Annotated in this window: 12 protein-coding genes; 2 read left to right on the top strand and 10 right to left on the bottom strand. The window is 71.0% G+C overall.

The genetic code is table 11. The features are described 5' to 3' along the window. From QMX80_RS15955 to hisS, 8 genes are all read right to left on the bottom strand, one after another. On the bottom strand, positions 1–648 hold a 648-nt coding region (locus QMX80_RS15955), incomplete at its 3' end, for a 1-(5-phosphoribosyl)-5-[(5-phosphoribosylamino)methylideneamino] imidazole-4-carboxamide isomerase (protein ID WP_282278111.1). Next, the gene (hisH, locus tag QMX80_RS15950; RefSeq protein WP_273081696.1) at positions 645–1,247 is read right to left on the bottom strand and encodes an imidazole glycerol phosphate synthase subunit HisH; all 603 of its coding nucleotides are present in this window, start codon (positions 1,245–1,247) and stop codon (positions 645–647) included. The genes hisH and QMX80_RS15955, both read right to left, overlap by 4 nt. Then, complete coding sequence (gene hisB / locus QMX80_RS15945; protein WP_282278110.1) at positions 1,244–2,317, bottom strand: bifunctional histidinol-phosphatase/imidazoleglycerol-phosphate dehydratase HisB; 1,074 nt, start codon at positions 2,315–2,317, stop codon at positions 1,244–1,246. Before hisB ends, hisH begins: the two co-directional genes overlap by 4 nt. Continuing rightward, positions 2,314–3,396 carry a histidinol-phosphate transaminase gene (gene hisC, locus QMX80_RS15940; protein ID WP_282278108.1) on the bottom strand — a complete coding sequence of 361 codons (1,083 nt, stop codon included), beginning with the start codon at positions 3,394–3,396 and terminating at the stop codon, positions 2,314–2,316. The genes hisB and hisC overlap by 4 nt, the downstream gene beginning before the upstream one ends. Then, entirely contained in the window at positions 3,393–4,688 is a 1,296-nt protein-coding gene (gene hisD / locus QMX80_RS15935; protein WP_282278107.1) for a histidinol dehydrogenase, read from the bottom strand. The genes hisC and hisD overlap by 4 nt, the downstream gene beginning before the upstream one ends. Beyond that, positions 4,685–5,596, bottom strand: a complete 912-nt coding sequence (hisG, locus tag QMX80_RS15930) for an ATP phosphoribosyltransferase (protein WP_273081702.1) — start codon at positions 5,594–5,596, stop codon at positions 4,685–4,687. Before hisG ends, hisD begins: the two co-directional genes overlap by 4 nt. Before the next feature lie 10 nt (positions 5,597–5,606). Beyond that, positions 5,607–5,933, bottom strand: coding sequence for a YerC/YecD family TrpR-related protein (locus QMX80_RS15925; protein ID WP_055765145.1), 327 nt, complete (start codon positions 5,931–5,933; stop codon positions 5,607–5,609). Positions 5,934–6,068: 135 nt separating this feature from the next. Further along, entirely contained in the window at positions 6,069–7,487 is a 1,419-nt protein-coding gene (gene hisS / locus QMX80_RS15920) for a histidine--tRNA ligase (protein ID WP_282278103.1), read from the bottom strand. A gap of 108 nt (positions 7,488–7,595) precedes the next feature. Between hisS and QMX80_RS15915 the strand changes: the two genes are divergently transcribed. Both QMX80_RS15915 and QMX80_RS15910 read left to right on the top strand, forming a co-directional pair. Next, the gene (locus tag QMX80_RS15915; protein WP_055765140.1) at positions 7,596–8,354 is read left to right on the top strand and encodes a helix-turn-helix domain-containing protein; all 759 of its coding nucleotides are present in this window, start codon (positions 7,596–7,598) and stop codon (positions 8,352–8,354) included. A gap of 84 nt (positions 8,355–8,438) precedes the next feature. Next, positions 8,439–8,885 carry a hypothetical protein gene (locus QMX80_RS15910; protein ID WP_282278101.1) on the top strand — a complete coding sequence of 149 codons (447 nt, stop codon included), beginning with the start codon at positions 8,439–8,441 and terminating at the stop codon, positions 8,883–8,885. Between the two features lie 132 nt (positions 8,886–9,017). Here the strand turns inward: QMX80_RS15910 and thrC are convergent, their stop codons facing one another. Then, entirely contained in the window at positions 9,018–10,316 is a 1,299-nt protein-coding gene (thrC, locus tag QMX80_RS15905; RefSeq protein ID WP_282278100.1) for a threonine synthase, read from the bottom strand. A 43-nt stretch (positions 10,317–10,359) separates the two neighbouring features. Beyond that, complete coding sequence (locus QMX80_RS15900) at positions 10,360–11,295, bottom strand: homoserine kinase (RefSeq protein WP_273082244.1); 936 nt, start codon at positions 11,293–11,295, stop codon at positions 10,360–10,362. Positions 11,296–11,365 lie beyond the last annotated feature (70 nt).

Genomic DNA, 11,365 nt, shown 5'->3' with positions numbered 1-11,365 from the left:
CGCGGCCACGTCGGCCACGTCGCGCACGCCGCCGGAGGCCTGCACCGCCACGCCGGGCAGCCGCCGCGACAGGTGCGCGTACAGGTCGAGGTTGGGGCCGGACAGCATGCCGTCGCGGGCGATGTCGGTGCACAGCAGGTGCTCCATGCCGGCCTGCGCGTAGCGCAGGGCAAGTTCGTCCAGGGTCGCGTCGGCGGTCTCGGTCCAGCCGTGCACCGGCAGGCGCCACACGCCGTCCTCGCCCTGCCGCGCGTCCAGCGCGATGGTCAGCCGGTCCGGGCCGAATTCCTGCAGCCACGCCAGCACGCTCCCGGGGTCGCGTACCGCCAGCGATCCGATCACCACCCGGCTGGCGCCGGCGTCGAGGAGCCGCGCCACGTCGTCGCGGCCACGCACGCCGCCGCCGGTCTGCACCTTCAACGAAGTGCTTGCCGCGATCTGCGCCAGCAGCGGCGCCAGCGTGTAGCCGCCGGCCCTGGCCGCGTCCAGATCGACCAGGTGCATCCACCGCGCGCCGACGGCGGCGAAGGCCTGCGCGCGCGGCAGCGGATCGTCGCCATAGGTGGTCTGCTGCGCGTAATCGCCCTGCAGCAGGCGCACCACCTGGCCATCGCGGATGTCCAGCGCGGGATAGACAACAAAGCTCATGGAAAGTCGTTCTCGATGAAGTTGCGCAGGATGCGCGCGCCGGGCCCGGCCGAACGTTCGGGATGGAACTGCGCGCCGCATAGGCGGCCGCGCTGCACTACCGCGGTGAACAGGCCGCCGTGATGGCAGGCCGCCACCGTGTCGGAAGTGACCGGCGCGGCGTAGCTGTGCACGAAATAGGTGCTGGAACCAGCCGGAACACCGTCCAGCAGCGGCGACTCGCGCAGCGCCAGCAGTTTGTTCCAGCCCATGTGCGGCACGCGCACCCCTACCGCAGGATGCAGGCGGCGCACCACGCCCGGCAGCAGCCCCAGGCAGTCCACGCCGCCCTCCTCCGAGCGCTCGAACAGCAGTTGCATGCCCAGGCAGATGCCCATCAACGGCACCTGCAGGTCGCGCAGCGGCTGCACCAGTCCCTGCGCGTGCAGGCGGCGCATGCCTTCGGCCGCGGCGCCGACCCCGGGGAGGATCACCCGCGAGGTACCTTCAAGCGCGGACGGTTCGCGCACCATGCGCACCGCCACGCCCAGGCGCTCCAGCGCATAACGCACCGAGCCGAGGTTGGCCCCGCCCGCATCCACCAGGCCGACCGCGTTCACAGTGCCCCCTTGGTCGAAGGCAGCTCGGTGCCTTCGCGGCGGATCGCCTGGCGCAATGCGCGCGCCAGCGCCTTGAAGCAGGCCTCGACCTTGTGGTGGTCGTTGTCGCCCTCGACCTTGAGGTTGAGATTCAACCCGGCGGCGTCGCACAGCGAGCGGAAGAAATGCGGCACCAGTTCGGTGGGCATGTCGCCGACGCGCTCGCGCTTGAATCTGCCCTCGAACACGAAATACGGGCGGCCGCTGAAGTCCAGCGCGGCGCTGGCCAGGGTCTCGTCCATCGGCAGGGTGAAGCCGTAACGGCCGATGCCGCGCTTGTCGCCCAGCGCCTCGCGCAATGCCTGGCCCAGGGCGAGCCCGGTGTCCTCGATGGTGTGGTGTTCGTCGATGTGCAGGTCGCCGCGCGCCTGGATTTCCAGCGCGAAGCCGCCGTGGCGGCCGATCTGGTCGAGCATGTGGTCGAAGAACGGCAGGCCGGTGTCGATCTTCGCCGTGGCCACCTTGTCCAGATCGACGGCTACGCGGATCTGCGTTTCCTTCGTATCACGCTGCACGGTGGCGCGGCGCGGCGCGTCGGCCAGTTCGTGGGCGATGCCGTCCCAGTCCCACTGCCCTCCAAACTGTTCTGTGCGCAGCTGGAAGCCGCGGATCTTCATGTTGTCGGCGAACTGGATGTCGGTGGGCCGGTCGCCGACCATCGCCGAGCGCGCCCAGTCGATGTTCCGATCCTGCAGGTACGGCAGCATCATGCCGATGCCCGGCTTGCGGTTGGGGCTGTTGTCGGCCGGCCAGCTCGGGTCCACGAGCACGTCGCGGAACGCGATGCCCTGGCTGGCGAAGATCTGCAGCATCAGTTCGTTGGGGCCGTCGAAGCTGGCCTGCGGATAGCTTTCGCTGCCCAGCCCGTCCTGGTTGGAGACGATGACGAACTGGTAGCCGGCATCGCGCAGGCGCAGCATCGCCGGGATGACGTTGTTGACGAAGCGGACCTTCTCGTAGGCGTCGATCTGGAAATCGGCCGGCTCCTCGATCAGGGTACCGTCGCGGTCGACGAACAGGATGGGCGTCATGCGGCAGGCTCCAGGGTGGCAAGCACGCCCAGCACGCGCGCGTTCTGTTCGGGGGTGCCCAGGGTGATGCGCAGGGCATCGTGCAGTTGCGGCGCGGCGCGCTGGTCGCGCACCACCACGCCGGCGGCCAGCAGCCGCTGGAACGCGGTTTCGGCATCGACGAAGCGCACCAGCAGGAAGTTGGCGTCGGAGGCGTACACCCGGCGCACGCCGGGCAAGGCCGCCAGCGCGGCGCGCAGACGCCCGCGTTCGGCGCGCACCAGCGCGGTGCGTTCGCGCGTACGCAGCAGCGCCGCGTCGTCCAGTCCATCCAACGCCAGTGCCGAGCACGGTGCCGGGATCGGGTATGGCGCCTGGCAGCAGCGCAGCACCGCGACCAGGTCGGCGTCGGCGATCACGCAGCCGATGCGCGCAGCCGCCAGCGCATGCGCCTTGGACAGCGTCCGCAGCACGGCGATGTTGTCGTGGCGCGGCAACAGGGTCGCCGCCGAGGGTTCGTCGGCGAACTCGGCATAGGCCTCGTCCACTACCACCAGGGCTTGTCCACGCAGGGCCACGGCGACCTGCTCGACCTGCGCCAGCGGGATGCTCAGGCCGCCGGGATTGGAGGGCGAGCACAGGAACACCAGCCGCGCCCTGCCCCGCTTCGCGGTGGCGATGATGGCGTCGATGTCCGGCACCAGGCCGGCCTCGTCGTCGCGCAGCGGCACTTCCAGCGCCGGCGCGTTCTGCAGCCGCGCGCTGACCGCGTACATGCCGAACACCGGCGGCGTGTACAGCACGCCGTCGCGGCCCGGCACGCACAATGCACGCACCAGCAGGTCGATGGCCTCGTCGCTGCCGCGCCCGATCAGCAGTTGTCCGGGCGTGCAGCCGTAGAGCGCGGCCAGCCGTTCGCGCAGTGCCTGTGGCTGCGGCTCAGGGTAGCGCCGGCAGGTGGCCGCGGCATCGCCCGGATTGGGCCATGCCGCTTCGTTGGCGTTGAGCCATATTTCGCCGTCGAGCCTGGCGCTGCGCGCGGAGGAATAGCCGCCGAAACCGCGCAGGTCCTCGCGCACCAGGTCGAGCACGCCGCTCATGGCGCATCTCCCAGGCGCAGCGCGACCGCGTTGGCGTGCGCATCCAGCCCTTCGGCGCGGGCCATGATCAAGGCGCACGGGCCGATGCCGGCGATGCCCTCGGCGCTGGCCGCCTGCACGCTGATCTGGTTCTGGAAACTGGCCACGCTGACGCCGCTGAAGGCGCGCGCGGCGCCGGCCGTGGGCAGCACGTGGTTGGTGCCGGAGCAGTAATCGCCCAGCGCTTCGGGGGTGTGGTCGCCGAGGAACACCGAACCGGCGGCCTCGACGTGGTCGAGCCAGTCGCGCGGTTGCCGCAGCGCCAGGATCAGGTGCTCCGGCGCGTAGCGATTGGAAATGGAAAATGCCTGTTCGATCGACGCCACCCTTACGAGCAGCGAGGCAGCCAGCGCCTGCCGGGCGATGCCCTGGCGCGGCAGCCGCGCCACCTGCCGCTCCACTTCTGCCTGCACCGCGGCGATCAACGCGGCATCGTCGCTCAGCAGCAGCACCTGCGAGTCCGGGCCATGCTCGGCCTGCGACAACAGGTCGGCCGCGACGAAAGCCGGGTTGGCGCCGGCATCGGCGATGACCAGTACCTCGGACGGACCGGCCGGCATGTCGATGGCGGCGGCGCCGGCCTGCGCCACCTGCTGCTTGGCCTCGGTGACGTAGCTGTTGCCCGGCCCGAACAGCTTGTCGCAGGACGGGACGGTCGCGGTGCCCCAGGCCATCGCCGCGATCGCCTGCGCGCCGCCGATCTTGAACACCTTGTGCACGCCGGTCAGGCGCGCGGCCACCAGCACCGCCGGATCGGCCGTGCCGTCCTTGCGCGGCGGCGTGCACAGCACCACTTCGCGGCAGCCGGCCAGTTTCGCCGGCACGCCCAGCATCAGGGCGGTCGACGGCAACGGCGCACTGCCGGCCGGCACATACAGGCCGACGCGCCCGATCGGGCGGATGACCTTGCCGCAGACCACGCCCGGCGCGGTCTCCAGCGAATACGGCTGCGCCATGCCGGCGCGGTGATAGGCGTCGATGCGTCCGGCCGCCTGCTGCATGGCGATGCGCAGGTCCGCCGGCACCGCCAGTTCGGCGGCGGCGAACTCGTCCTCGCCCACCTCGAAGCGTTCCAGCGCCACACCATCCAAACGCGCCGTGATGTCGCGCAGTGCGAGGTCGCCGATGCCGCGCACCTGTTCGATCAGGGCCGCGACCGCGGCACGGGTCTGCGCGGCCACGGCCTGCGCCGGCCGGGTCAGCGCACGCGCCTGCGCGTCGGCATCCAGTGCATTCCAGTCGAGGATGTTCATGCCAGCGATTTCTCCACCGCCAGCACCATCAGCCCCTGCGCACCGGCACGCTCCAGCTCCTCCAGCCGCTGCCAGCTCAGTGCGCCATTGCACATGGTCTGCAGGCGTACCGCTCCGCCATTGCCCGGCAGGCGCAGCAGCGGCTCGGCATCGGGCAGCAGCCGCGCCAGTTCGTCCACGCGTTCCTCCGCGGCGGAGAACATCAGCAGCTTCCGGTCCTGCACCCTGCTCAGGCCATCCAGGCGACGCAACAGCATCGCCATCAGTCCGGCGCGGGCGTCGTCCAGCGCGTGCGCCGGGCCCGCCAGCACCGCCTCACTGTCCAGCAGCGTTTCCACCGGCTTGAGCTGGTTGGCCGCGAGCGTGGCACCACTGGAGACCAGGTCGCAGATCAGGTCGGCGGTGCCGAGCCTGGGCGCGATCTCCACCGAGCCGGACAGCTCCACCACCTGCGCGTCCACGCCCTTGTCCTTCAGCCATGCGGCGAGGATGGCCGGATAGCTGGTGGCGATGCGCCGGCCTGCCAGCTGCGCCGGCCCCTGCCAGTCCCATTCCTCAGGCACGGCGATCATCAGCCGGCACTGGCCGAAGCCGAGGCCACGCAGCGGCTGGTAGGCATCGGCCAGGCCGAGCTGCCGGCGCGCCTTGGCCTGCTCGTCCAGTTCGTTGAGGCCCACCACGCCGAGGTCGCAGACGCCATCGGCGATCAGCCCCGGGATGTCGTCGTCGCGCACCAGCAGCAGGTCCACCGGCAGCGATTCGCCGAAGCAGAACAGCTTGTCGCGGCTCTGCCGCCAGCTCAGCCCGCAGGCGGCCAGCAGGCTGCGCGCGGGGTCGGCCAGGCGCCCGCTTTTCTGGATGGCGATGCGCAGCCGGTCGCGGGTCGGCGCGGAGGAAGAAGCACTCATGGGTCTTGTCTCAGTTGGATTCGGCTTTGCGCACGGACAGGCGCTCGATGGCGGCGGCATAGCCCCCGGCGCCATGTTCGAGCGAGCGCGCGACCCGGCCGATGGTGGTCACGCTCACCCCGGTCAGGTCGTAGATCTCGCGGTACGGCACGCCCTTGCGCAGCAGCGGCACCACCCGCCAGCGGTCGGCCATCGCCTCCAGCTCGGCGGGCGTGCACAGGTCGCGCAGGAAGGCCTGCACGTCCTGCGGCCGGTCCAGCGCGGCGAACGCACGCGCCAGCGCCTTGAGGGAAGCGTCGGATGCCTTTTCGCGGTCGGGGTCTGGGCGCGTTTTCATACGTACCAATGTAATAGCGTGCTAATACATTAATCCAAACGGGATTGCCCGGTCAAACATCGGCGGCCAGCGTCGTCCTGGCAAAAGAAAAGGCCCCGCAGTGCGGGGCCTTTGGTTCAGGTCGAGCCCGGGCGCTCAGCGCGCCATGGCGCGGGCCTGCTCCAGTTCCACCTGCAGGGTGGACGCCAGCTCGTCGCGGGCGACCTCGAACTGCTGCTCGCGCAGCAGGTCCTTGACCGCAACCACGCCGCGCGCCAGCTCGTCCTCGCCGGCAAGCACCACGAAGCGGATGCCGGCCTTGGCCGCGTACTGGAACTGCTTGCCGATCTTCTTCGGCTCCATCTGCACTTCGGTGTTGATGCCGCCGGCGCGCAGGCGACGGGCGATGTCCAGCGACTGCGGCATCGCCGCCTCGTCCATCAGCGCCACCATCGCCTGCACGCTGCTTTCGGCGATGCCTTCGATCAGGCCGGCCTCGCGCAGCTGCCAGAACAGGCGGGTCAGGCCGATGGAGATGCCCACGCCCGGCAGCCGGCTCTTGGTGTAGTGGCTGGCCAGATCCTCGTAGCGGCCACCGGAACAGATCGAGCCGATCTGCGGGTGGTCCAGCAGCGTGGTCTCGTAGACGGTGCCGGTGTAGTAGTCCAGCCCGCGCGCGATGGAGAAATTCAGGCAGTACGCGCTTTCCGGCACGCCCAGCGCCTTGACCAGCTCCAGCACCTCGCGCAGTTCGGCGGCGCCGATGCGCAGCGATGCACTGGCGCCCTCGCCGGCTTCGGCCAGCACCGCGTCGACCTTCGCCAGCGCGTCGGCGTGCGACTGCGAACGCACCTCGACGAAGGCGAGGATGCGCTCCACCGCCGCGGCCGGCAGGCCGAAGTCCGGGCCGGCCAAGGTCTCGCGCACGTAGTCGGCACCGCGCTTGTCGAGCTTGTCGACCTCGCGCAGCACCAGCGCCTGCTGCTGCGGATCGGCCACGCCCTGCGCCTCGAAGAAGCCGCGCATCAGCTTGCGGTTGTTCAGCTGCACCGCGAAGCTGCCGATGCGCAGTTCGGAGAACACCGCGTGGATCACCGCCAGCACTTCGGCGTCGTAGCGGATGCTCAGCGCGTCCTTGCCGATCACGTCCACGTCGCACTGGTAGAACTCGCGGAAGCGGCCGCGCTGGGCGCGCTCGCCGCGGTAGACGCGCTGCATCTGGTAGCGGCGGAACGGGAAGGTCAGCTCGTGCTCGTGCTCGGCCACGTAGCGCGCCAGCGGCACGGTCAGGTCGAAACGCAGCGCCATTTCCGGCAGGCTTTTGTCGCCGCCCGCCTCGGCCGAGCTGGCGGCATTGGCCAGCGCGCCGGTGGACTGCACGAAATACACCTGGCGCTCGGTCTCGCCGCCGGACTTGGTCAACAGCACGTCGGACAGCTCGAACACCGGCGTCTCCACCGGCAGGAACCCGAAGCGCTCGTAGTTGCGGCGGATGACGTCCAGCATGCGCTGGAACGCAATCTGCTCGCGCGGCAGCAACTCCATGATGCCGGGCGGCGTACGGGGCTTGATCACGGGTGGAACTCCTGCAAACGGGGGGATGAGCGGACGCCAATTCTAGCGCCACGCCGCCCGGGCCGACCGCATGAAGTATCATGCGCACACTTCCCCCGCCCCGAAGCCATGACCCGGCCCGTCCCCGGTTCCGAGCCACCTGCCGCATTCCAGACCGTCTCCGAAGGCAGCGGCGCGCGCGAGTGCCTGCACTGCTCGGTCCGCCACCTGTCGGTGTGCTCGGCGCTGTCCTGCGACGAAGTACAGGCCCTGGAGCAGATCACGCTGTCCATGCCGGTGCCGATGGGCGCCACGCTGGCCCGCAGCGGCGAACCGCGCGCGCATGTCTTCACCGTGACCGAGGGCGCGTTGCGGCTGGTGCGCACGCTGGCCGACGGCCGCCGCCAGGTGAACGGCTTCGTCCTGCCGGGCGACTACGTGGGCCTGAGCGGCAGCGACCATCACCGTTATGACATCGAGGCCATCGCCGAGAGCCGCGTGTGCCGGGTGCCGACCTCGCAGATGCGCGACCTGCGCCAGCGCTTCCCGCACCTGGAGCGCAAACTGCTGCAGCGCGCCTGCCAGGAACTGGACGCCGCGCAGGACAACGCCCTGGCCCTGGCCCGCCTGCAGCCACCGGAACGGCTGGCCGATTTCCTGCTGCGCCTGGCCGCGCGCGAGGCCATGCAGGGCCAGGTCGGCAACCGGGTGGCGTTGCCGATGGGGCGCGGCGACATCGCCGACCATCTCGGCCTGACCATGGAGACGGTCAGCCGCACCTTCACCAAGCTGCGCCAGCAGGGGCTGATCGCCCTGCCGCACCTGAACGTGGTCGAGATCCTCGATTTCGCCGGCCTGCAGAAGCTGGCCAACGACGACCTGGGCTGAATCGCCCGCCCGGCATTTGACGCTGCGCTGCGCGGTCTGCAAGCTGGGCCTGGCCGCCACCGCTGGCGGCGCCCGGGAGGTCTCATGTCGCGTGCTGTCGCCACACTGCTCTCCATCGTCATCGGCATCGGTTTCGTGCTGCTGGTCCTGTATGCCTGGCCGCCGATCGCCGCCCACAACATGATTCCGGCCCGACTCGCGCAGGCCGGGCTGTCCGGCACCGCCTGGTACGGCGCGCTGACCCTGCAGGACTTCGCGATCAACCTGCTGCTTGCCCTGCCCGCCGCCTGGCTGCTGCGGCGGCTGGGACGCGACCGGCTCCGTTTCCACTGCGCGCTGGCCACGCTGACGTTCGCCACTGCCTTCACCGTCGCGGCAGGCCTGCCGTTGTTCTCCGCCGGCGGCTTCATAGTCGCCGGCTGGCTGCTGATGCTGGCCGCCCTGCCGGTGGCCAGCTGGCTGCTCGGCCTGAGCGGGCGCGGCAACAGGCGCAACCGCTCCGGCAACCTGCCCCGCCCGCACGCAGCCTGAGCCAGGCCACCGGTCTGGCGTCATTTTGACCAGACCGGCGCGAACGCCCGCCGGCATTGGCCCGGCGGGCACTTGTCCACAGGCTTTCCTCGCCGCGCTCCACATCCGCTGTGGACAACGCGGCGGCGGCTCTCAAGCCAGCAGCACGTCGCGCAGCGCCGCATATCCCGGCGCGCAGGGCTCGGCATGCGCCGGACGCTGCAGCAGCTCGGCCAGCGCCGGCGGCACCGGCACCTGGCGACCGATCAGCGGCTCGACCACCGTTTCGAACTTGGCCGGATGCGCCGTCGCCGCCACCGCCCAGTGTTCGTGCGCCGCGGCCTCGCCGCTGGCGCGCAACTGCTCCAGCACCCGTACCGCGGTGGCGGTGTGCGGGCAGAACACTTCGCCATGCCGCCGATGGCGCGCGGCGATGGTGTCGCGGATGGCGTCGTCGTCCACCGCACGCGAGAGGAACTGCGCGCGCAGCACCGCGTCGTCGCCGGCGTACAGCCAGCGCAGCCGCTCGAAGTTGCTGGGCGCACCCACGTCCATCGCATTGGCGAGCGTGGCCACGCTGGTGCGGGCCTGGTACCCGCCACCGGCGAAGAAGTCCGGCAGCACGCGGTTGGCATTGGTGGCCAGCACGATCCGTCCCAGCGGCACGCCCAGGGCGCGCGCCATGACCGCCGCCATCGCATTGCCGAGATTGCCGGTGGGAACGACGACGTTCAGCGGCGAGCCGTGCGCGGCGCGATGGGTCAGCGCCGCATGCGCGTAATAGCTCATCTGCGGCAGCAGGCGGCCGAGGCTGATGCTGTTGGCCGAACTCAGCGGCACCTGCGCCTGCAGCCCGGCATCGTTCAACGCCTGCTTGACCATGGCCTGGCAATCGTCGAACGAGCCGGCCACGCGCAGTGCGCGGATGTTGCCGCCCAGGCAACCCAGCTGGTGCGCCTGCCGCGGCGACACGCGCCCGTCCGGATACAGCACCACCACCTGCAGGTTGGGTTGATTGTGGAAGGCGGCGGCCACGGCCGCGCCGGTATCGCCGGAGGTCGCCACGACAATCGTCAACGGGCGCTCCTGTCCTGCGCGCAGCCGCGACAGGCTGGCGGCCAGGAAGCGCGCACCGAAATCCTTGAACGCGGCCGTCGGGCCATGGAACAGCTCCAGCACATGGTCGTTGCGGGTGGCCAGGCGCTGCAGCGGCGCCGGGAAGTCGAAGGCTTCGGCGCAGATCCGCGGCAGCTCGGCTTCAAGCCCGTCGCCGGCGAAGAACGGCTGCAGCAGCGTGGCCGCGGTGTCGGCCAGCGAGTCGCCCGCCTCCAGGGCACGGGCCGGGGGCATCTGCTGCGGCACATACAGTCCGCCATCGGGCGCAAGCCCGGCGGCGATGGCCTGGCTGAGCGTGGCGGCGGGAGCATCGTTGCGGGTGGAAATGAAATGCATGGAGAAGATTCCGTGAAGTGCCCCCGCGCAGGAGGGCGGGGTTTCAAAGCAGACGCGCGCCCGGGCTGTCCAGCGGCGTCACCCAGCCCTGGCTGTCGAAGCCTGCGTCGGCGAACGCGGCCCGCACCTTCGGCGCGGCGGCCTCGGCCGCTTCGCGCGTCTCGAACCACGCGAACACGCTGGGACCGGCGCCGGAAATGCTGGCCCCCATCGCATCGGCATCCAGCGCGGCCTGCTTGGCCGCATCGAAGCCGGCGATCAGCGGCGCGCGGCGCGGTTCGACCAGCACGTCGCGCAGGCCGGCGCGCACCAGCCCGGCGTCGCCTGCATGGCAGCCGGCCAGCACCAGCGCCAGGTTCGTGCTCTGGGCGACGAACTCCTGCAGCGCGTAATCGCCCTGCAGGGCGGCGCGCGCGCGGCGGGTTTCCAGCAGCGCATCCGGGTGCACCAGCAGGCTGTGCCACGGTGCCGGCACCGGCACCGGCACCAGCCGCTCCAGGGTGGACAGCACCAGCCCGCCGAGGAACATCGGCCCGAGGTTGTCGCCATGGCGGCTGCCGCTGGCCACCGCCTCGCCTTCCAGCGAATGCAGATAAAGCGCTTCCCTGCTCAACGGCGCATCCAGCAGGGCGTTGGCCGCGACCAGCGCGGCCACGCACGAGGCTGCCGAGCCGCCCATGCCGGAGCTGAGCGGTATGCCCTTGTCGATCTCGATCTCGAAGCCGAACGGCAGCGCCAGCGCCTGCCGCAGTGCGATCAGCGCCGCGCCGGCGGTGTTGCCGGCCGCATCCGTGGGCAGGTCCGCGGCGGTACCGCGGATCGCCGCGATGCGCACTTCGGGCGCCTCGATGCACCGCACGGTCACCGTATCGCCGACGCCGGCCACGGCATAGCCGAGCAGGTCGAAACCGACCGCCACGTTCGCCACCGAGGCCGGCGCGAAGGCGCGCGCCTCGCGCCGGCCGGCCCCGCCCTGCATTGCTTGCCCGCGCACAGTCGGGCGCCCGCCCCCGCGGCCCCCCCCCGCCCCGCGGCGCCCCCCCCCGCGG

Origin of the sequence: Stenotrophomonas sp. PS02297, from assembly GCF_029959705.1 — a bacterium.
Classification (GTDB): Bacteria; Pseudomonadota; Gammaproteobacteria; order Xanthomonadales; family Xanthomonadaceae; genus Stenotrophomonas; species Stenotrophomonas nitritireducens.
This window is presented reverse-complemented; position numbering and strand designations above follow the sequence as displayed.

What these genes read in the sequence shown, in the direction of transcription:
- QMX80_RS15925 (WP_055765145.1), bottom strand. Translation starts at nt 5,933, where the DNA reads ATGAAAACGCGCCCAGACCCCGACCGCGAAAAGGCATCCGACGCTTCC.
- QMX80_RS15900 (WP_273082244.1), bottom strand. Translation starts at nt 11,295, where the DNA reads ATGCAGGGCGGGGCCGGCCGGCGCGAGGCGCGCGCCTTCGCGCCGGCC.
- hisC (WP_282278108.1), bottom strand. Translation starts at nt 3,396, where the DNA reads ATGAGCGGCGTGCTCGACCTGGTGCGCGAGGACCTGCGCGGTTTCGGC.
- hisB (WP_282278110.1), bottom strand. Translation starts at nt 2,317, where the DNA reads ATGACGCCCATCCTGTTCGTCGACCGCGACGGTACCCTGATCGAGGAG.
- QMX80_RS15910 (WP_282278101.1), top strand. Translation starts at nt 8,439, where the DNA reads ATGTCGCGTGCTGTCGCCACACTGCTCTCCATCGTCATCGGCATCGGT.
- QMX80_RS15915 (WP_055765140.1), top strand. Translation starts at nt 7,596, where the DNA reads ATGACCCGGCCCGTCCCCGGTTCCGAGCCACCTGCCGCATTCCAGACC.
- thrC (WP_282278100.1), bottom strand. Translation starts at nt 10,316, where the DNA reads ATGCATTTCATTTCCACCCGCAACGATGCTCCCGCCGCCACGCTCAGC.
- hisD (WP_282278107.1), bottom strand. Translation starts at nt 4,688, where the DNA reads ATGAACATCCTCGACTGGAATGCACTGGATGCCGACGCGCAGGCGCGT.
- hisG (WP_273081702.1), bottom strand. Translation starts at nt 5,596, where the DNA reads ATGAGTGCTTCTTCCTCCGCGCCGACCCGCGACCGGCTGCGCATCGCC.